General features: G+C 32.9%; 20 protein-coding genes and 1 tRNA gene. 9 read left to right on the forward strand and 12 right to left on the reverse strand.

Translation table 11 applies throughout. The annotated features are described in order from the left end of the window. The first annotated feature begins 4 nt into the window (after positions 1-4). Both SAR11G3_RS06580 and SAR11G3_RS06585 read left to right on the forward strand, forming a co-directional pair. Positions 5-730 carry a rhomboid family intramembrane serine protease gene (locus SAR11G3_RS06580; RefSeq protein WP_041862417.1) on the forward strand — a complete coding sequence of 242 codons (726 nt, stop codon included), beginning with the start codon at positions 5-7 and terminating at the stop codon, positions 728-730. After that, complete coding sequence (locus tag SAR11G3_RS06585; RefSeq protein WP_013696031.1) at positions 730-1476, forward strand: sulfite exporter TauE/SafE family protein; 747 nt, start codon at positions 730-732, stop codon at positions 1474-1476. Before SAR11G3_RS06580 ends, SAR11G3_RS06585 begins: the two co-directional genes overlap by 1 nt. Before the next feature lie 107 nt (positions 1477-1583). Here the strand turns inward: SAR11G3_RS06585 and SAR11G3_RS06590 are convergent, their stop codons facing one another. Next, complete coding sequence (locus SAR11G3_RS06590; protein WP_013696032.1) at positions 1584-3275, reverse strand: GMC family oxidoreductase; 1692 nt, start codon at positions 3273-3275, stop codon at positions 1584-1586. Between the two features lie 115 nt (positions 3276-3390). Here SAR11G3_RS06590 and SAR11G3_RS06595 point away from each other — a divergent pair, with 115 nt between their 5' ends. Both SAR11G3_RS06595 and SAR11G3_RS06600 read left to right on the forward strand, forming a co-directional pair. Then, on the forward strand, positions 3391-3924 hold the full coding sequence (locus SAR11G3_RS06595) for a hypothetical protein (protein WP_013696033.1): 534 nt from the start codon (positions 3391-3393) through the stop codon (positions 3922-3924). A gap of 74 nt (positions 3925-3998) precedes the next feature. Further along, on the forward strand, positions 3999-4439 hold the full coding sequence (locus SAR11G3_RS06600; protein ID WP_013696034.1) for a hypothetical protein: 441 nt from the start codon (positions 3999-4001) through the stop codon (positions 4437-4439). Between the two features lie 134 nt (positions 4440-4573). Here SAR11G3_RS06600 and SAR11G3_RS06605 read toward each other — a convergent pair whose 3' ends face one another. The 5 genes from SAR11G3_RS06605 to SAR11G3_RS07050 form a co-directional block, all read right to left on the reverse strand. Then, positions 4574-5809, reverse strand: coding sequence for an MFS transporter (locus SAR11G3_RS06605; RefSeq protein WP_081456300.1), 1236 nt, complete (start codon positions 5807-5809; stop codon positions 4574-4576). Beyond that, the gene (locus SAR11G3_RS06610) at positions 5806-6153 is read right to left on the reverse strand and encodes a hypothetical protein (RefSeq protein ID WP_013696036.1); all 348 of its coding nucleotides are present in this window, start codon (positions 6151-6153) and stop codon (positions 5806-5808) included. Before SAR11G3_RS06610 ends, SAR11G3_RS06605 begins: the two co-directional genes overlap by 4 nt. 7 nt (positions 6154-6160) lie before the next feature. Then, a complete protein-coding gene (locus tag SAR11G3_RS06615) occupies positions 6161-6382 on the reverse strand; it encodes a hypothetical protein (protein ID WP_013696037.1) in 222 nt (73 codons plus the stop codon). A gap of 147 nt (positions 6383-6529) precedes the next feature. Next, positions 6530-7261 (reverse strand): hypothetical protein, encoded by a 732-nt coding sequence (locus SAR11G3_RS06620; RefSeq protein ID WP_013696038.1) that lies wholly within the window; start codon positions 7259-7261, stop codon positions 6530-6532. Positions 7262-7445: 184 nt separating this feature from the next. Further along, positions 7446-10583, reverse strand: a complete 3138-nt coding sequence (locus tag SAR11G3_RS07050) for a BspA family leucine-rich repeat surface protein (RefSeq protein ID WP_013696039.1) — start codon at positions 10581-10583, stop codon at positions 7446-7448. A gap of 195 nt (positions 10584-10778) precedes the next feature. Here SAR11G3_RS07050 and SAR11G3_RS06630 point away from each other — a divergent pair, with 195 nt between their 5' ends. Next, the gene (locus SAR11G3_RS06630) at positions 10779-11408 is read left to right on the forward strand and encodes a TetR/AcrR family transcriptional regulator (RefSeq protein ID WP_013696040.1); all 630 of its coding nucleotides are present in this window, start codon (positions 10779-10781) and stop codon (positions 11406-11408) included. Here the strand turns inward: SAR11G3_RS06630 and SAR11G3_RS06635 are convergent. The 4 genes from SAR11G3_RS06635 to SAR11G3_RS06650 form a co-directional block, all read right to left on the reverse strand. After that, the gene (locus SAR11G3_RS06635) at positions 11389-11853 is read right to left on the reverse strand and encodes a DUF2127 domain-containing protein (RefSeq protein WP_013696041.1); all 465 of its coding nucleotides are present in this window, start codon (positions 11851-11853) and stop codon (positions 11389-11391) included. The genes SAR11G3_RS06630 and SAR11G3_RS06635 overlap by 20 nt on opposite strands. 66 nt (positions 11854-11919) lie before the next feature. Continuing rightward, positions 11920-13830 carry a 1-deoxy-D-xylulose-5-phosphate synthase gene (dxs, locus tag SAR11G3_RS06640; RefSeq protein WP_013696042.1) on the reverse strand — a complete coding sequence of 637 codons (1911 nt, stop codon included), beginning with the start codon at positions 13828-13830 and terminating at the stop codon, positions 11920-11922. Next, positions 13830-14711, reverse strand: coding sequence for a polyprenyl synthetase family protein (locus SAR11G3_RS06645; protein ID WP_013696043.1), 882 nt, complete (start codon positions 14709-14711; stop codon positions 13830-13832). The genes dxs and SAR11G3_RS06645 overlap by 1 nt, the downstream gene beginning before the upstream one ends. Before the next feature lie 5 nt (positions 14712-14716). Continuing rightward, complete coding sequence (locus tag SAR11G3_RS06650) at positions 14717-14968, reverse strand: exodeoxyribonuclease VII small subunit (RefSeq protein WP_013696044.1); 252 nt, start codon at positions 14966-14968, stop codon at positions 14717-14719. Positions 14969-14992: 24 nt separating this feature from the next. Between SAR11G3_RS06650 and SAR11G3_RS06655 the strand changes: the two genes are divergently transcribed. From SAR11G3_RS06655 to SAR11G3_RS06665, 3 genes are read left to right on the forward strand one after another with little or no spacing between them, the layout of a single operon-like run. Further along, positions 14993-15940, forward strand: a complete 948-nt coding sequence (locus SAR11G3_RS06655; RefSeq protein WP_013696045.1) for an L-threonylcarbamoyladenylate synthase — start codon at positions 14993-14995, stop codon at positions 15938-15940. Beyond that, positions 15937-16662 (forward strand): ABC transporter ATP-binding protein, encoded by a 726-nt coding sequence (locus SAR11G3_RS06660; protein WP_013696046.1) that lies wholly within the window; start codon positions 15937-15939, stop codon positions 16660-16662. The genes SAR11G3_RS06655 and SAR11G3_RS06660 overlap by 4 nt, the downstream gene beginning before the upstream one ends. After that, entirely contained in the window at positions 16652-17443 is a 792-nt protein-coding gene (locus SAR11G3_RS06665) for an ABC transporter permease (protein ID WP_041862418.1), read from the forward strand. The genes SAR11G3_RS06660 and SAR11G3_RS06665 overlap by 11 nt, the downstream gene beginning before the upstream one ends. A gap of 5 nt (positions 17444-17448) precedes the next feature. Here SAR11G3_RS06665 and SAR11G3_RS06670 read toward each other — a convergent pair whose 3' ends face one another. Both SAR11G3_RS06670 and SAR11G3_RS06675 read right to left on the reverse strand, forming a co-directional pair. Beyond that, a complete protein-coding gene (locus tag SAR11G3_RS06670) occupies positions 17449-18561 on the reverse strand; it encodes a D-alanine--D-alanine ligase (protein WP_013696048.1) in 1113 nt (370 codons plus the stop codon). Between the two features lie 185 nt (positions 18562-18746). After that, positions 18747-18821, reverse strand: a tRNA-Arg gene (locus tag SAR11G3_RS06675). A gap of 22 nt (positions 18822-18843) precedes the next feature. On the opposite strand from SAR11G3_RS06675, the gene SAR11G3_RS06680 reads away from it, so the two are divergent. Continuing rightward, the gene (locus tag SAR11G3_RS06680; RefSeq protein WP_013696049.1) at positions 18844-19827 is read left to right on the forward strand and encodes an RluA family pseudouridine synthase; all 984 of its coding nucleotides are present in this window, start codon (positions 18844-18846) and stop codon (positions 19825-19827) included. Positions 19828-19834 lie beyond the last annotated feature (7 nt).

Genomic DNA, 19834 nt, shown 5'->3' on the forward strand with positions numbered 1-19834 from the left:
AAAATTGATACCATTAAAAGACGATAATCCCACACATAACAAGCCAATCATAACCTATGTGTTAATTGGAATTTGCGTTCTTGTATTTATTTTAGAAATTACTTCAGCGTCTTACAGTAATGGAAGAATTTTTTATTCTTACGGCATAATCCCGGCAGTATTCACTGGAAAAGCAGAACTTCCCATGGAGCTTTCGGCAGTTCCAACCGAACTTACACTTATTACCTCTATGTTTATGCATGGTGGATTTATGCACCTCGCAGGCAATATGCTGTATATGTGGATTTTTGCTGACAATATTGAGGATGAGTTAGGTCCTGTTAAGTTTATTGTTTTTTATATTTTAGCGGGAATAGCTGCAGCCTTAACGCAAGTGTATCTGAATACAGAATCTACCATTCCTATGGTGGGGGCTAGTGGTGCTATTGGTGGAGTATTGGGAGCCTATATTGTGAATCATCCTAAGGCTAAAGTTTTAGTATTAATACCTCTTGGTTTTTTTTCACAGATTGTAAGAATTCCTGCTATCTATGTTTTGGGTTTTTGGTTTGCTTTACAATTTATTAGCTCTTATTTTTCCTCTTCCACAGGTGGTGGAGTTGCTTATGGTGCTCACATAGGAGGATTTATATTTGGGGTTATTGCTATTTTGTTTTTTAACCGAAAAGCAAAAAAAAGATTCGTTAAAACAAGCAGCAAAAAAAAACCTAATAATCCATGGAGTTCTTAATGGAATTTTTTTATCTCCCAGAAGAAATTAGCAACCTAACGGCAGTGTTAATGATTACCGTTAGCTTACTATGTTCCTTTATCTCTGCCGCTGCTGGAATTGGCGGAGGATTAATGATGCTTGCATTTTTATCAGCCTTACTTCCACCTATGTATTTAGTTCCCATTCATGGAATCATACAATTTGGTTCTAACTTCTTTAGGGCTACTCTTTCTTTTAAAGAAATTAACAAACAGGCGGTTATTCCGTTTGTGATAGGTTGTCTTATTGGTTCTACCATGGGAGGTTTTATTTTTACCAATCTTCCTACCAATTATTTAAAATTTGGAATTGCTTTTTTTATTTTATGGTCTGTGTTTGGAAAGGTTCCAGCTATTAAAAGTAAATTATTACTTCCAATTGGTTTTTTAGTTTCTTTAATCTCCATGTTGTTTGGTGCCTCTGGTTTTATTATGGTAGCGGTAGTTAAGAGTATGAAGCTTCCACCTGTTAATCATGTGGCAACTCATGGAGCCATGATGACTTTTCAACACTTAATTAAATCCATTATATTTGGAATTTTTGGATTTTCTTTTGCCTCTTATGCGCCTTTAGTTGTAGCTATGATTATTGGTGGATTTTTTGGAACTTACATTGGAAAAAAATTCCTTATTAGCAAAGGACAATACTACTTTAAAACCGTTCTTAACCTCTTCTTAATATTTGCAGCTATCAGACTGGTGTGGAGTGCTATCCAATCCATGTAGAACATTTATCCACAATTTGTATGGATAAATTGCCCGATGTTCTCGCTTTGATTCCGTTTTGATTCTATTTTGAATCAAAAATACAACCTAAAAGAGTGTATTGATGGTTAGTTAGATCTTAGTATTTTCTTAGCAATAGTCTCTGCAATCAACATTACAGGTGCATTAGTATTTCCAGAAGGAATGCTCGGCATAGCAGAAGCATCAATTACTCGTAATTTAGATACCCCCCTCAACCTACATTCTGAATCAAGAACAGTCATAGGATCTTCCGCAACTCCTTGAACATCTACTTTGCCCATAGCGCAAGTTCCTATGGGATGAAAAATAGTAGTTCCTAAATTTTTTGCAGCATTTTCTAAATCTTTATCTGTTTTCACAATTGTTCCAGGTAACATTTCTTCTGGTTGAAAAGATTCTAAAGCCTTACTGCTCATAATATTACGAGTTATTTTCATTCCCGCTACTGCAATATCCAAATCTTCTTTGGTAGATAAATAATTGCATAAAATTTTTGGGTACTCCAATGGATCGGAACTAGCCGCACGTATCCAACCTCTAGATGTAGGTCTAAGATTAAGCACACTTGGAGTAATCGCATTAAAAGTATGGAGTGGCTCACCAAACTTATCAAGAGACAAAGGCTGGACATGCCATTCTAAATTTGGACTTTTCTGACTTGGATCACTTTTAGCAAAGGCTCCCAGTGTGGAAGGTGGCATAGTCATAGGTCCCTTTCTAAATAAAGCATACTGAATTCCCATCATCATTCTCGAAAACAAATTATGATATAAAGTATTTACTGTTTTGCAATTTGTAACTTTGTAAACAGTTCTAATTTGCAAATGATCTTGTAAATTCTCCCCTACTCCTGGCAAATCATGTGTAGAACTTACTCCAATGCTATTTAATAAAGAAGCTGGTCCTATTCCTGAGACTTGCAACAAGTGTGGAGAACTTACTGCACCTGCAGATAGAATAATTTGATCGGATGCAGTGACTGTTTGTTTTTCTCCTTTGTGTAAAATTTCTAGTCCATATGTTTCTAACCTAGAATTGGCCCAAGCTCGTTCTGAATACTTAGATTGATTTTTAGTTTCATTGGTAATGGGTTTGGTTAGCACTTTTAATACTTGAGTATTAATCATGATGGTTAAATTTTTTCTGTGCTTAATAGGTTTTAAAAAAGCATCTGCCATAGACCAGCGAATTCCTTTTTTTTGAGTTTGATGAAAATAAGCACAACCTTCGTTGTCTCCTCTATTAAATTCTTCAATACTAGGAATGCCTTGTTCGCTTGCGGCTTTTCTCCAAGAATCTAAAATGGGCCATTGCACTCTAGGCTCTTCCACTCGCATTTCCCCTTTGCTGCCGTGCCATTCATTCTCGCCTGCAAAATAGCTCTCAATCGATTTAAAAGTAGATAAGGAATTCTTCCAATCCCAAATAGCATCTCCTGTAAGTTTGCTCCATTGTTGATAGTCACTTTCTTGCCCACGCATATAGATCATAGCGTTGATAGAGGAAGATCCTCCTATCACTTTGCCTCTGGCATAGTGAATAGATCTTCCGTTCAAACCAGGATCTGCCTCTGTCTTAAAACACCAGTCGGTTCTAGGATTGTTAATAGTAAATAAGTATCCCACAGGGATTTTAATCCAAATCCAGTCATCTTGCCCGCCAGCTTCAATTAATAAAACTTTATGACTTGGATCTGCTGATAGTCTATTGGCGAGTAAACAACCAGCACTCCCAGCTCCTACAATGATAGTGTCGTAGTTAAATTCATTACTCTGCATATGTGAATTATATAAGCTTTATTGATCGTTTCCACTCAATATGGTGGAAGTATGCATAATATGCATTGCTACTCTAGAGAATTAATGTTCAAATGAAGCAATTTCTGGGGAGAGCATGAAAAAAAAGAAAAATAAGAAAATTAAAAAAAAGAGCATCAAAAAATCAAAGAAAAACCTCAAAAAAGTATCCAAAACTAAAAAGAAATCTAAGCCTGTAGTTAAGAAAAAGAAGGCTTTAGTTAAAAAAAAACCCAAGAAAAAAACACCTAAAGCTCTAGTGAAGCAAAAAAGAAAGTCCACTTCCAAGTCTAATAAAAAAATAACAAAGAAAAAAACTACCAAAAAAGTTAATAAAAAATCCACAACTACTCAGTTAATGACAGGTTATTCAATTTTTAATGATATGGAAAAAGAAAGACAAGATGCAGAAATTGCAGAAATAAAGAAAAATTTAGAAGAAAAAATAGATGAAATTAAAGAAGAAGACACTATCTCTGAGAGTGTTCCTATAGATATCGAAGAGACTGCTCCTTTGAGTACAGAATTTTTAGATGAAACTCCTGGATTAAAACAAGAGGAAGAAGATGAGTTAAAATTACAAGAAGAACAAGAGAAAGGTCAAGAACAAGAAGATGAAAATAAAATTTAGTAAACTATTTTACATCCCCAAATTGGGGCACGAGTTAGTTGTATAAAATTTTATTTTAAGATTTAACAAAATTAATGATATTTCCAATAATTAAAAAATGCCCATGCTGTAACAAAGTTTTATTTATTAAAACGAACGGTACAACCTACGAAAATAATTTTAAAAATATTCAAGATTACACAGTCAAAAAAAGATTTAATTGCAATAATTGCGGTCAGGATATTGCTTTATTTATTCACAATAAAACGGGAATACAAAAACTTCTCTGGATGGAATATTTAGAAAATATGGATCTCTTATTTTTTGAACTAGAAGATCTAAGAATAAAAAAAAAGGATTTACTCAATAAAAAAGCTGATGGTAGCGGCGCAATAAAAAATATTTCTAAAGAAATTGAAAAAATTAAAATACAAATTTCTCAGAAACAATCAAAACTAAGAATTAAAGTAAGACTTATAGCTGGTCATGGTAGCGAAAACTCAGACCAACTTTCTGACAATCACAGATTTTTTTAAAGCACCTTTAAAAAAATATTAAAACCAGGTGGTAGTCCCAATTACACCTGGTTTTAATTATTACAATTAATTCTCATCTTCTACTTTTCTTCACTTTTTATATTTAATTCTAAATTATCCTATGAATAAAAATCTTAATTTTTATCATTCAGTTCTAATTTCGATAACATAAATAAGCTTACTAAAAACAAGATAGATATCGAGGCAAATCCTGCCTGCTGCGATACAAAATAAGTAATAGTACCTGCCATGAACGGACCAACAAATGCAGTTGCTTTACTGGACAATGCATAAAGACCAAAGGATACACCTTGCGTATTTTGCGGGCTAATTTTAGACATTAATGTTCGGCTGGCACTTTGCAAAGGTCCAATAGTAGCTGCAACTAATAGTAGTGAGAAGAAAAAAAATTCCTTTGATGGTGAAAAAACAATAGCAAAAACAGATAATATTAGCGCAGCAATTGACCACATAATAATCATTTTGCTATTAAATTTGTCATTTAAATATCCTCCAATATAAGTAAAAACTCCAGCGACTAGATTTCCTACGATAAGAATGAAGATTAATTCTTTAGGAGTAAAGCCATGAACTCCAACTGCATAAACACCGCCGCCCGTCTGCATCACAATCACAGCATCTGCATAAAAAATTCTCGCAATCAAAAATTTTCCCGTAGTAGTTAATTTATTATTCCAAATAATTTTTTTAATATCTTTTATAGAAGTGTATTTTTTTTTCTTACTTTTTTTACCTTTCCAAAAAAATGTCATCATTGGTATTGCAAAGATAAAAAACCAAAAACTTACTAAAATTGCTATAAATCTAATATGTTCAAAATTTTCCTTTTGTAAGTTCAGTATTGGCTGATCAGTCTTGATTACAAAGAGTAAAATAAATAATAAGAAGGGAACTATTCCAATGTAGCCTAAGGCATATCCTAATCCTGAAGTTCTACCGATTTCATCTTTTTTATTAGAGCTATCTCTTAATAAAGAATTATAAGAAGCATTAGAAATTTCAAAAAAATAGCTACTTAAGAAGAAAATTAGTAAAGTATATACAATAAATGAATCTCTAGCTTGAGAAAACCAAAATAGAGCATTTATCAATACCGTAAGAACAGTGGAGACGATTAATACTTTAATTCTTCCGTTTGCTACATGGTCTGCATAGGAACCAATAAAAGGGGCTGTAAGTGCAACTAAAATTCCGACTGCTCCAGAGGTCCACTGCCAATATGCTGATCCTAATTGAACATCACCAACAATCTCCCTTGCAAAATAAGGGGCAAAAATAAAACTTAAAGTAACTATTAAATAAGCTGAGTTACCAACATCAAACAATCCATAACTGTATTTCTTATTCACAGCTTAGTTTTTGAACCAAAAACTTCGAAAGGTAGGGTCAAACCTTTGATGAGATTTTGTTTAGTAAAGATTCTCATTAGAAATTTAACATCTTTCAATGTTTGCAATCCAAACTCCTTGTGCTTTTTTACAAGATTTTGGTGCACAGTAATTCCTTGCTCAGTTGACCTTATAAGTAAATTCTTTTTAATTAATTGTTGAATTTTTCTTCTACATGTCTCTTCTGGTAACCCCAAAACATGCGCGATACTAGTAGATCCTAATCCTCGACCCTTTACTGATAAAGGTTCTTTTTGCATTAATGATGAATACATACCTTCCAAAAAACTATCAATATCTTCCACTGATTTTTTAGATTTTTTTTTTTGTTACGTAAGTAATATGACTTAAAACTACTAAGATAATCATAAACGAATCGAAATCTATTTTATAAAAATCTCTTGCGCGCGAGTAAAAGCTTATAATAGTAGCAACCCATCCATAAGAAGCCTCTGCAATTTGATTTTGTGATAAGTGACTTGTGGTTTGATCGTCCTTTAGATCATCGTTAACTTGCTTATAAATATCAGTCATTAAAAATAATACCCCCCAAAATTATTTTTATATTTTCTAAATTAAAATATTAAATTGTTCAATTTATGCATAATTAAAAATTGCTGCTTAGTCTACATTAATCTTGAAATATTTCTTAAATTGATGATTTAAATTAAGGATTTTTTTTTAAAACTTGTATCCTATGTCCATAACTAAATAGTTTCTATTTTGCGCAACATTATTTTTAAATAAACCTTTACCTTGATTGTCTACATGCTTGATTGACAAGTCTATTTTCTTAGTAATATCCATTGTTGCCTTAACTACGGTAGATCTTCTAAAGTTTTTCCCATCTGCCTGCCCCAACTTAAAATGAACAGGCATGCTATTAATAAAAAATACATTTTTTTTCACTAACCTCATGTCTGTTACAACATCTCCATAAACTGTACCTGCTAGTTTAGCGCCATTGGTATTTTCTTCTCGATAGTCATAAGAAAAAGTTAAATCTTTTGCTATCTCTATCTGACCTACAATACCGAAATGAGAATTGTCATTTTGCTTAGGTCCATTTTTATCATGATGTACAATTTTTCCATATGGAATTAGTGTAAAATTTTTTTCTTTTATTATAAGTCCTAATCTTTGATTAAATTCATAATTTTGGGTTGTTCCATCATTGTTGGTATCATCGTAAGGAACAATGTAATTCAGGCTGCGTAAAGCAAAATTCTTATTTAATAGATAAGTAAAATGTAAATCAAAAATCACTCCTGGTCTTGTATTGTCATAGTTTTTTCCCAAATCATCAACTAAAGTTGAGGCATATCTAATTTTTCCTTCAGGGTAAAATCTTTTTATTTCAGCAAAAGACATGGAGGAATATAAAAAAAATATAAAAAATATTAAATGTTTCATTGTATTTATTTGATTACTTTTATTGTCTCTTTATTAAAAAAAAAGTCTAGTATTTTTTTTGTAATTTGTTCAGCGTTGAGGCCTGCTACAGCGTACATTTTCTGGTGTGTCTTGATCGAGAACGACATCAGGCATCATCATAGATTTAAATTTTAATCCTTTGTCAAAGAAAATTTCAAAAAATTTAAAACACACTAGATAGAGAAACTTTAGCTTCCCGATCAAAAGTTTCATTAAATGACTGATTAGCATTAAAGCTCAAGTTTAATCCATTAATATTTTTAGTAATATCAAATCCTGTTTTAAGATCCTCATTGCCATCTAAGCTCATTGCGTATTCTGTCTCACGTCTTGATTTAAATTTAAAACTAAATTTAACCGTATCTATATGTTCATTTTCATTGCCCTGAATACGTTTATAACTTGTTTTAATATTTAGATTTTCTAACGCTTCGTAATTAAACCCGACTTCTGAAGTTAATAAGTGAGTTGAGTTTACACTCTGAGTATAAGTATAAGTAGTAGAGGTATCTGACACATAATTCATTTGAACATCGGAGGAATTACTAAAATCTAAACCATACTCCACTAAACCAAATGGTTTAAACGAACTATTAGAAAAATTAATGATGTCATTAAATTCTAAACCCAATGAGACCATACCACTTTCAACTGTTTGTTTGTCATAGGATAAAGCATCGGTTCCTATCTCTGAGTAAGCATCAAGTTCTGTATAGCCCAAGTCAACACGTGCAATTGGGGTTAAATTAAAATCTCCCTTATCAATTGTTTTACCATAATTAATGGAACCAAATATTTGAGCACCTTTTCTAGATCCGGTTAAAGTATTATCTCCACTTATTCTTGTCAGATCTTTTTCAATTATCCCAACCCCAATTAATCCTTCAATAAAATTATCATCATTGAGTGGTCGTGTTTGATAAAGTGATAGATTATAGTTTTTACTATCAATTCCAGTTCCACTGGTGCCTATATCTGTATCACTTTGTCCGTATTGAATAGCAAAACCTAATAAATTATTATTATTTAATTTTCTATCAAAACCAAAAGCTAAACTTTGACTTTCTATTTCTGAAGAATTCTTTCCTATTTTTGAAAGACTAATAGAGCCCTCTGACCAAGGCGACCAATTATCAGGAATAAGTTTAGTTAAATTAAGTTTAGAGGATGTGGTGTTAGAGTTTGAAATAGTTTTTACTAAAGATGTCAGCATAACATTGCCACCCTCTAGTTTAATATTATTCTTTGCAAAGTTATCCTTACTTCTATTTTGTCTTAAATAACCAAGTCTAGTAGAGACCGTACTTACAGATTTGATAAAAGTACTTTGTATTTGCGTACTTTGTGCATCAATTGATCCTGTGGTATCTTTATCAGTTGTTGGATCCACCATGCTTTCAACGCTAAAACTTAAAGCAGTTGTAGAACTTATTCCTGCATATGATCCGCTACCAGTATCATCAAATGCTGTTCCATCAATTAACACATAATATTCTGTTTCAGCTTCAAAATTTGATGATGGGTTAATGGTTATTTGAGAAGTACCCGTTCCGGTAACTTGGCTACCTGCTACATCAATGGTCTCAAAAATAGTGTTGTCAGTTGTTTTCTTAATTGTAATATTACCAGTTTGAACAGTAACATTTTCACTAAAGTTTAAAACAATGTTTGCGTCCCTTGCAACATTGGGCGCATCATCAGCTGGAGTAGATGAGCTTAGAGTTGGTAATACATTTGCAAAACTTGTAAAAGTTAAAGCAGTTGCCGAACCTATTCCTGCATATGATCCTCCACTAGAATCATCAAATGCAGTTCCATCAATTAATACATAATAGTCAGTATTTAGAACAAAATCAGAAGAAGGATTAATTGTTATTTGATTGGTTCCTGTTCCTGTAACTTTAGTAGTATCTGCTACACTAATGGTTTCGAAAATAGTGTTGTCTGCTTTCTTAATAGTAATATTACCACTTTGAGCAGTAACATTTTCACTAAAATTTAAAACAATGTTTGCATCAAGCGCAACACTAGTTGCATTGTTAGCTGGTACAGATGTACTTAAAATTGGTGTATCATTTGCTACTGTAAAGGTTAAAGCAGTTGTCGAACTTATTCCTTCATATGAGTTACCACTAGTATCGTCAAATGCTGTTGCATCAATTAGCACGTAATATTCAGTATTTTGTCCCCAATTAGTTTGTGGATCAATAGTTATTTGAGAGGTACCTGATCCGGTAACTTCTGGATTGTTAACTTCAATAGTTTCAATAGATACATCACTTGAAGCTATCTTAATGGTAATATTACCACTTCCAACAACAACATTTTCACTAAAGTTTAAAACAATGGTTCCATCTTTTACAACATTCGTTGCATTATCAGCTGGGGTTGAAGAAGATAAAGTTGGCGAAGTATCAAAAAGATTTTCATAAGATTCACCAGAAGAACCACTTATATTGCTATATGTGGAAGCCATTGCAGTAGCATTCCAAAACATTTTAACAAAAGTCGTCACACTACTTGTATCCCAACTAAAAATATCTTGGTTAAATGAGGAAGCAGATCTAAACATATATCGAAAAGTCGTCGCACTACTTGTGTCCCAGCCGCTAATATTTTGGTTAAATGCGGTAGCACCATTAAACATATAGCTCATATTCACCATACTACTTGTGTCCCAACTGCTAATATCCCCGTTAAATGCGGTAGCACCACTAAACATATAGCTAATATTGGTCACACTACTCGTGTCCCAACCGTTAATATCTTGGTTAAATGCGGTAGCATCATTAAACATATAGCTAATATTGGTCACACTACTCGTGTCCCAACCGCTAATATCTTGGTTAAATGAATCATTATTATAAAACATATTCGACATATTTATCGCACTACCTGTGTCCCAACTGCTAATGTCTTGGTTAAAAGAAGTTTTATTGTGAAAAGCACCTCTTAAATTAGTCATATGAGATACATCACAAGTTGAGACATCATCACCTATGGTATCCCAACCTGAGAATGCATCAAGATGAATAGGACGTGAATGATCAACGGCTGTAACACCGCTGCCAGCTCTACCTCCTATATCATATTGGACTCCATCAATTATACAATCTGCATTAGCTTGTTGATTTGAAAAAATTAGAAGAAATAGGAAAGTTAAAAAAATTACAGTTAAAGCTACTTTACTTAATACCAGAGTTTTAGCGCCCTTAATTTCTTTGTCTGCAATATAATGAATGGCTTCAGATTTAAATTTTGGTTTTACTTGATTTATTGCAAAAGGATTATTTTGTGACACTTTTTTAATAATTTTAAATTTATGTTTTAAAAAATTATTAAACTAAAAAAAAAATTAAAATGGTAAGTTTTTAACAGCACTTAAGCCCTTAAAACTATTGTAGTACAACACTTCTGGGGTCATTGAGGTACATTTTGCAAAGTGGTCTGTTTTTCATTTGTTAAATTTAAATAGAATATATAAACATTCATTCTTATGGAATTAAAGAAACCTTCAAAAATTAAGATACCTAAGCAAGCACGTTCTCAAAAGAAGGTGGATCAAATTTTACAATCAGATCTTAGAGAGTTATCAGAGCAATCAAAAGGTCAACTACCTAGTATGAGGAAAATTTTAAAGAAGCTGAGTATTAGTCATTCTAGATTCTATGACTACTTTCCATCAATCAATACTTTGTACAATAAATTTTTTTTACGAATGGCTAATGAAAGAATATTACATCAAAAAAAAATTATAGAAGATCATCCAAATGATGAAACAGTTCAGCAACTCATGAAAAAACTTACAAGCTATAGCTTTGAAAGATTTAATGAAAAACCTTTTCGCCTATCATTAGTTAAGAAACTATATAAAATATTTGATAAATCTAATGATAATCAAGAGCTTGAAAAACTCTTTGATGTTTTAACAGCCCCGCATCTAAAAGCAGCCGCTAGAGATAAAACAAATACTTTCAAAAAAATGGATGAATTAGAATTTAGAGATTCTATACGTGCTCATGCATACTATGTTAAACAATCTTTTTTTGAGGATAATAATTTTGCAGGCTCTAAAGAACATCAGCAAAAGTGCTATGAGATGGCTGTTAAACTTTTTGCCTCTTAAAGACTTTATTCATTTTTACAATTATAAGTAAGTAACAAGCAATTAGTAAATTTATTAATAAAAAAAATAAGACAATCCACAAAAATTCATTCATTAATTGAAGAAACAAAATAATAGAAGTAATTAATCCTGTAGTAATTGTAAGATAATTTCCCCAATTCTTTTCAAACCAAAGCCCAAATGCTTCTACAAATCTAGTAATAGACATAAGCAAAGCTATGATTGCAAAGGCAAAAAAGTGTTCTTGGGTTAATTGTGGGAACCAATGAATAATTTGTTCAAAAAATCTATTTTCACTAATTAGGCTAGTGTTAATTTCAAGACTTTCTTCCTTATAAAAAGAAGCATACAATAAAGTAGTAGCTAACAATAAAGCGCCCACTCCCCTAATGCTCCTAAGCACTGCAATAGTTTTTAATCCGTATTTTTTAGAAGATAAAATCACTCGCCTCCTACATTCACGATAATGGTATCAAAATAAGATTTGTCGGCAATGGTCATTATTTAAGTATTACTTAATAATCTTAATAGCTTCTTTACTAAAAAAGACATCGAGGATCTTTTCTTTAATTTGCTTAGCGTTTAAGCCTGCCACATCGTACATCTTTTCTGGCGTGTCTTGATCGATAAAGACATCTGGCAACATCAACGACCTAAACTTTAATCCTTTATCAAAAATTCCTTTTTCTGCTAATAGATTTGCTACATGCGATCCAAATCCACCGATCGATCCTTCTTCTATAGTAATCAACATTTCGTGCTCCCTAGCACATCGAATGATCAACTCTTCATCAAGGGGTTTTGCAAATCTAGCATCTACGATAGTAGTGCTAATTCCTTTATTTTTTAATTCTTTCGCTGCAATTTTGCATTCTTCCAATCTAGTTCCCAAACTCAAAATACAAACGTTAGTTCCTTCTTGAACAACTCTTCCTTTTCCAATTTTTAATTTTTCATCTATAGATGGAAGCTCTATTCCTATTCCATTTCCTCTTGGATATCTAAAAGCACAAGGTCTGTCGTTAATATCAACAGAGGTATTGATCATTCGAACCAGTTCCGCCTCATCACTAGCAGCCATGACAACAAAGTTAGGAAGAGTTGCAAGATACGTAATATCAAAAGATCCTGCGTGTGTAGGTCCATCCGCTCCGACTAAACCTGCTCTATCAATAGCAAATCGTACTGGTAAACTTTGAATGGCTACATCGTGTACTACCTGGTCGTAGGCACGTTGTAAAAAAGTAGAATAAATAGCAGCATAAGGCTTGTATCCTTCTGTTGCTAGTCCTGCAGCAAAAGTTACTGCATGCTGTTCTGCAATTCCCACATCAAAAGTTCTTTTAGGAAATTGTTTTTGAAAAATATTAATCCCAGTTCCAGAAGGCATAGCCCCTGTCACAGCTACAATTTTATTATCTTGCTGTGCATGGGCAGCTAAGGTTTCTCCAAATACATTGGTGTAAGAAGGTTTGTTCGAAGAGCTTTTGGACTGCTCTCCGGTTGCCACATTAAATTTAGTAACTCCATGGTACTTGTCTTTAGAATCTTCTGCAGGCTGATATCCTTTTCCTTTTTGAGTGATAGCATGAATTAAAAAAGGACCTTCATGCGTAGAATTTTTAACATTCTCGAGTACGGGTAATAACTGATCAAAACTGTGTCCATCAACTGATCCTACATAAAAGAAACCCATCTCTTCAAACAAAGTTCCTCCTACTGCCATTCCTCTTAGATACTCTTCAGCTTGTCCTATTCTTTGTTTTAATTTTCCAGGAAACTTATCTGATATTTTTTTAAAGAAATTTCTAAAACCTATATATTTTTTCCCCGATAATAATTTTGCAAGATAAGAACTCATAGCTCCAACCGGTGGCGCAATCGACATGTCATTATCATTTAAAATAACTATTAATCTAGAATCCATAGCTCCAGCATTATTCATTGCTTCATAAGCCATCCCAGCACTCATAGCCCCATCTCCAATGACACTAATGATACTATTGTTTTTACCTTCCAAATCTCTAGCAACTGCCATTCCCAATCCTGCAGAAATAGAAGTGGAACTATGTGCGGCACCGAAAGGGTCGTATTGACTCTCAGCTCTTTTCGTAAAACCAGACAATCCACCTCCTTGTCTTAAAGTTCTAATTTTATTTCTTCTCCCAGTTAAAATTTTGTGTGGATATGCTTGATGTCCCACATCCCAAATCAATCTGTCATCAGGTGTGTTAAATAAATAATGGATTGCTATAGTTAATTCGACCACTCCTAAACCTGCTCCCAAATGACCGCCGGTAAAAGAAACAGCGTCCACTAACTCCTCTCTTAATTCTAAAGCTAATTGAGTAAGTTGTTTTTTTTCTAACTTTCTTAAATCTGCCGGGTAATGAATGGTATCTAATAGAGGTGTATTTGGCATTAATGATCTCTTTTTAAAATAAACTCTGCTGATGATAACAGTCTATTTGCTTTTGTTCCATATTTTTCTAGAGATTGCTTTATCTTATCGTGCAATTCATTTGCTAGAACATTTGTTTTATCCAGTCCAAAAGTAGCTATTAAAGTAGCCTTGCCTTTTTTATCATCTTGTTTAGAGGGCTTACCTAATTTGTTCTGATCTCCATAGACATCCAATAGATCATCTGCAATTTGAAATAACAATCCAATATCTAATCCAATTTTTTTTAATTCTTCTCTATCATTATTTTTTTTTGCTACGATAGCCGCTGCCTCTGTGCAAAACCCCATTAGCTCCCCAGTTTTTTTATTTTGCATATGAATAATAGTTTTTTCATCCTGTGCTTTTCCTTCAAAAGATAAATCTAAAAACTGGCCTCCAGCAATACCTAAGTGTCCTGAACAAGATGCTAAGGCAAATACCAAATCACTTTTTACTTCCTTGTCTAAATTCAAATGATTACTAGTTAAAATTTCAAAAGCGATAGTAAGCAAAGAGTTTCCAGCTAAGATAGCTGTAGATTCCCCAAATTTTTTATGTGTACTTTCTTTACCTCTTCTAAAATCATCGTTATCCATAGATGGTAAATCGTCATGAATTAAAGAATAGCTATGAACGCATTCAATTGCTGCGGCAACCGCAATAGCGGTCTCTTCCTTTATGTCGAACAAATCAAAAGCAGCAACGGTTAGATAAGATCTAATTTTTTTTCCACCAGCAAACAGGCCATACCCCATAGCTTCGAATAATTCATTATTTTGCTTTTGTTGAGAAAAGTAAGATTTTAAATATTGATCAGTTTTGTCTGCAACTAATTTAATATCGGTATCAAAAGTAGACATAACGACTACTCTCTTACAAAATCTTTTTTGCTTATTTTGCCATCCTTGTCGATGGAAATTTGCTCGACTTTCATCGTAGCTTCTTTAAGTTTGGCTTCACATTGTTTTTTTAACTGAATGCCCCTAGTGTACTCATCAATCGATTCTTCTAATTTGGCACTTCCATCCTCTAATTTTGATACAATTTGCTCTAATTGCTCTAGTGCTTGTTCAAAGGATAGCTTTTCTATATCAGCTGGAATATTGTTTTTTTTCATTAAAAGCATAATAAATATTTAACTATGAAATTCTATTCAAATATCTACCAACCGAATAAAAAAAATTTAATCAAAGCCTCAAAGCTTATAAAATCGGGCAAAGTTATAGCAATACCCACAGAAACGGTTTATGGGCTTGCTGGAAACGCTTACCGTAACGACTCTGTAAAAAAAATATATTCTTTAAAGAAAAGACCAAAAAACAATCCTTTGATTGTTCATTTCTCAAGTGTCAAAACAATGAATCAGGAAGTCGTGATAAATGAACAATTAATCAAGCTAGCTAAGAAGTTTTCTCCTGGTCCATTAACTTACATTCTTCCCCTAAAAAAAGAATCTAAAATTTCAAAATTAGTATTAAATAAGAAACACCAAATTGCCTGCAGAATTCCTAATAACAAAACTTTTTTGGCTGTGCTTAAACAGTCTGGGGTTCCCATCGCAGCTCCTAGTGCAAACCTAAGTAACAAGCTAAGCACTACAAGATCTGCTGATGTAGAAAAAGAATTTGGAAAAAAATTGTCTTATATATTAGACTCTAAGAAAACTTCGATTGGATTAGAATCTACAGTTTTGCTGTTGGGTGCTTCGCTAAAAATTTTAAGACCTGGTGCTATCACTAAAGAAATGATTTTTAAAGTATTGCGAAAGAAGATCCATGAAGTAAAAAACCAAGGAGATATAATATCTCCTGGTCAGTTTAAAAAACATTATTCGCCAGGAATTCCTGTTTATTTAAATCAAAAAAAACCTAAACCGAATGGAGCATTATTGGTGTTTGGAAAACAAAAAATTAAAAAGGATATTTTTTTTCTTAGTAAACGATCCTCTTTAAAAGAAGCGGCTAGTAATTTGTATGTTCTTTTACGAAAAATTAAAGAACTAGGATATAAGAGCATATCAATCACTAACATTCCCAACACAGGAATTGGTAAAGCTATTAATGATCGTATACGCAGAGCATCCTCATGAACAAACTAAGCATAAATAATTTACAAAAAAAATTTGGGTCATTTGAGGCTGTAAAAAAAATTTCTTTTTCTATTGCCGAAAACCAAACTGTTGCTTTGTTGGGCCCGAATGGTTGTGGCAAGACAACTACTATTGCAATGATCTTGGGCTTAATTACTTCAACCTCTGGATCTATTTCAATTAATAATCAAATTCTCAAGAAAGATCATCACTATCTATCCAAGATGAATTTTGCATCTCCTTATGTAGAGCTTCCTAAAAAATTAACAGTCCTAGAGAACCTAAAAGTATATGCCATGATGTATGAAGTGCCTGATACTAAAAATAGAATAGAACAATTGGTGGAGGAACTAAATCTTGCTCCTATACTGAATAAAAAAACAGGAGAGCTTTCCTCAGGACAAAGGAACAGGGTTTCATTGGCGAAGTCCATTATTAACAATCCTGAAATTCTTTTATTGGACGAGCCTACAGCAAGTTTGGACCCAGACACTGGTGATTTTATAAGAACTTTTTTAGAAAATTATAAAAAGAAAAACTCCATGGCTACCTTGTTAGCTTCTCATAACATGGATGAGGTTTCTAGACTGAGCGATTATGTTTTGATGATGAAAGAGGGCTCTATTATAGATGAAGGTACTGCACTTAATTTAATTTCCAAACATGGAAAAGAAAATCTAGAACAGGTATTTTTAAAATTGGTGAGGCAAAATGAAAATTAGAAGAATCTTGTCATTGATGCTCCGACATCTATATTTAATAAAAGCTTCTTTTCCTAGAATTATTGATCTTATTTATTGGCCAACCGTCCAAATCATTTTATGGGGCTTTATTTCCAAGTTTTTTACTATGCACAGCACTTATTTCAATAATACAGTTGGTATTATTTTAACTGCAGCTATTTTGTATGATTTTTTATTTAGATCTAGCATTAGCTATAATATGTTATTTTTAGAAGAAATTTGGAGCAGGAATTTAATTAATCTTTTTGTTTCTCCATTAAAAATTAGTGAAATTATAGTGGCATTGACTTGCACAGCTCTTATTCGAACCTTAATAGGACTAATTCCAGCAGTGCTAATTGCCATTCCTCTTTTTGGAATTTCCCTTATAGATTTAGGGTTGCCTCTACTATTGCTACTGCTTAGTCTTTATCTGTTTGGAATTACTTTGGGGCTGTTGGTTACAGCAGGACTAGTAAGATTTGGACCATCTTTTGAAAATATTGCTTGGGCAAGTTTATTTTTTATAGCTCCGCTTGGCTGTATTTACTATCCTGTAGAAATATTGCCTAACTGGTTACAGGTCGTTGCATTAGCTTTGCCATTGGCTCATGTCTTTGAAGAAACAAGATCTATACTAATTAGCAACACGGTTGACTATGTAAATATTTACAATGCTCTTGCTTTAAACTTGGTTTATCTAAGTATCGCCTTGTTAACTTTTTATCGATCTTTCAAAACTGCTAAAATTAAAGGCAGTTTAATAAATGTCGGGGAATAATTTTTTTAGTTTAAGGAGACTGATTCCACAACTTCCAAAATAGAATCTTTGGAGACAATGGGAGCCTTACTTGAGGCTATTCCATTTTTTGCAATTAATAAAATCATTTCCTCGTAACTCATATTAAGATTTAAAAAACATGATCTGAAAAAATACCCCTTACTTAAGCCCGGCATAAGATTTGCTTCGATGAAATGAGGTTCGTTTAAATGATTCATTTTAATATCAATACGTCCTAAAGATTTTCCACCCAATGCAATAAAAGACTTTTTAGCTAAATTGCATAATTGATTGAATATCTCCTTGTCTGTTACGGCAATGACTACCTCTTCATCATTTTTTTTAATATCAAAGTCTAGAATACAATGACCATTAATATTTTTATCAACCATAATCTCAACAGGCATTGCGTTTAAAGTTCCACTAAAACTATCTTGCAAAATTCCAACACTATACTCTTTTCCAGAAAGAAAAGTTTCCACTAAAGAAGTAGATTTTTGTTTCATTTTAATATCTAGCACCTTTGCTTCAAAACTTTTAAAATCATGCACAACAGATTTAAAATCTATTCCCCTGCTATCTCCACCGGTTACAGGCTTAACAAACAAAGGGAATTTAACTGGTAAAGATTCTTGATCTGGGTATTCTCCAGGTTCTGTGGTGAAAAAGTCAGCAGTTTTAATGTCAGCTTTTTGCATGATCTCTTTTGCTCTGCTTTTGTCATGCTCGTACTCCAATGCCTCTCTTCCCGATGCAATGTAGGATATTCCATGCGTTTCAAGATAATCATTTAACCAAATAATTCTCTCATTGAATGTAAAGTACTTAACACCTGAGAAAACCAAATCTGGCTTTCTTATAGCTAATTGTTTTAAATCATTTTCAGATTTTATTTCGGTAATAACTACACAGTTGTATGCTGATGATAATATATTAAAGATGGAATGCTCATCCCAAACAATCGCAACATTTTTTTGATTTTTATTTGGATTCAGGCCCTTCGGAACAATAAGCACCTCTATTTTTTTATCACTTTTTAATATAGCTGGATGCTTTACTTTAAAGGGAATGATCTTTTTTTCGATCGTTTTGATACTATCGGTTCTTATATCTTTCATAAATTTTAAGTTTCTAACAAGCAGTAGGTTGCATTCAGGGCAAAGCCTGTGAATGTTCGATAATTTTAGATCGGTACTTTTCGAAAAATACTTACCAAGGCATTGGGAGTGAAGAAATAACTAGTTATGGTAGTATCTAAAAAATAGATAGTAACACATAGTTTTGCTAATAAGAAACATATTCTTGGTGGTCCTGTTAGGATTCGAACCTAAAACGCTTGTTTCGAAGACAAGAATGATATCCATTTCACTACAAGACCATAAAAGTGTTATATCAGGATTATGACAGATAAAAAATACAAGTTTACTGTTTCAGAAGAGCAGAATTTAAAAAGAGTGGATCAGTTTATTGTGGAAGAACTGCCTACATTTAGCCGAACTAAAATAAGTAAACTAATTAAAGAGGGTGCTCTTCTGATCAACAATGAGCCTATAGAAGAAAGGTCTAAAAAAGTTTCCTTTGGTGATGAGGTTGAGCTATCCGTGCCAGAGCCAGTACCAACAGATCTTAAACCTCAAAATATTCCTTTGGATGTTGTTTATGAGGATGATGACTTGCTTGTAATTAACAAGCCAATTGGCATGGTGGTTCACCCTGGTGCAGGAAATCCAGATGGCACATTAGTCAATGCCTTGTTGCATCATTGTAAGGAAAATTTATCTGGAATTAATGGAGAGCTTCGTCCTGGTATCGTTCACAGAATAGATAAGGATACTTCTGGTTTATTGGTTGTGGCCAAAAATGATATTGCCCACAACGTGCTAGCAAAACAATTTGAAGATCATTCTATTCAACGAACTTATCTTGCTTTTGTATGGGGTATGCCAAAACCTATTCATGGAAGAATTGAAACATTGATAGGAAGGAGTAAATATAATCGTCAAAAAATGAGTGCTGAGGTTGGAAGTGGTAAAGATGCGATCACGAACTATAAAACTCTAGAAGTATTTAAGGGAAAAACAATTCCTGACATTAGCTTAATAGAATGTAGATTGGAAACTGGAAGAACGCATCAAATTCGTGTTCACCTAGCTCATCAAGGAAATCCTATTTTAGGCGATCAGATGTATGGTAAAAAAGTTAGAAAAATTAGAGATTTGGATGAGCAGCTTTCCATTCTTTTAGAAAATATAAATTTTCAAGCATTACACGCCCAATCACTGGGTTTCCTCCATCCAAAATCTGATAAAGAGCTATTTTTTACCACAGAATTGCCTAAAGATTTGTTAAACTTACAAAAAATGTTAAAAAAACTTGGAAATTAACCTCTTG

The sequence above is a fragment of the Candidatus Pelagibacter sp. IMCC9063 genome (genome assembly GCF_000195085.1).
Taxonomy (GTDB): domain Bacteria; phylum Pseudomonadota; class Alphaproteobacteria; order Pelagibacterales; family Pelagibacteraceae; genus IMCC9063.

Bases quoted from the DNA above. Each gene is read 5' to 3' on its own strand.
- SAR11G3_RS06620 (WP_013696038.1), bottom strand. From the start codon at position 7,261: ATGAAACATTTAATATTTTTTATATTTTTTTTATATTCCTCCATGTCT.
- SAR11G3_RS06590 (WP_013696032.1), bottom strand. From the start codon at position 3,275: ATGCAGAGTAATGAATTTAACTACGACACTATCATTGTAGGAGCTGGG.
- SAR11G3_RS06595 (WP_013696033.1), top strand. From the start codon at position 3,391: ATGAAAAAAAAGAAAAATAAGAAAATTAAAAAAAAGAGCATCAAAAAA.
- SAR11G3_RS06645 (WP_013696043.1), bottom strand. From the start codon at position 14,711: ATGTCTACTTTTGATACCGATATTAAATTAGTTGCAGACAAAACTGAT.
- SAR11G3_RS06660 (WP_013696046.1), top strand. From the start codon at position 15,937: ATGAACAAACTAAGCATAAATAATTTACAAAAAAAATTTGGGTCATTT.
- SAR11G3_RS06670 (WP_013696048.1), bottom strand. From the start codon at position 18,561: ATGAAAGATATAAGAACCGATAGTATCAAAACGATCGAAAAAAAGATC.
- SAR11G3_RS06585 (WP_013696031.1), top strand. From the start codon at position 730: ATGGAATTTTTTTATCTCCCAGAAGAAATTAGCAACCTAACGGCAGTG.
- SAR11G3_RS06600 (WP_013696034.1), top strand. From the start codon at position 3,999: ATGATATTTCCAATAATTAAAAAATGCCCATGCTGTAACAAAGTTTTA.
- SAR11G3_RS06655 (WP_013696045.1), top strand. From the start codon at position 14,993: ATGAAATTCTATTCAAATATCTACCAACCGAATAAAAAAAATTTAATC.
- SAR11G3_RS06630 (WP_013696040.1), top strand. From the start codon at position 10,779: ATGGAATTAAAGAAACCTTCAAAAATTAAGATACCTAAGCAAGCACGT.
- SAR11G3_RS06665 (WP_041862418.1), top strand. From the start codon at position 16,652: ATGAAAATTAGAAGAATCTTGTCATTGATGCTCCGACATCTATATTTA.
- SAR11G3_RS06650 (WP_013696044.1), bottom strand. From the start codon at position 14,968: ATGAAAAAAAACAATATTCCAGCTGATATAGAAAAGCTATCCTTTGAA.
- SAR11G3_RS06615 (WP_013696037.1), bottom strand. From the start codon at position 6,382: ATGACTGATATTTATAAGCAAGTTAACGATGATCTAAAGGACGATCAA.
- SAR11G3_RS06680 (WP_013696049.1), top strand. From the start codon at position 18,844: ATGACAGATAAAAAATACAAGTTTACTGTTTCAGAAGAGCAGAATTTA.
- dxs (WP_013696042.1), bottom strand. From the start codon at position 13,830: ATGCCAAATACACCTCTATTAGATACCATTCATTACCCGGCAGATTTA.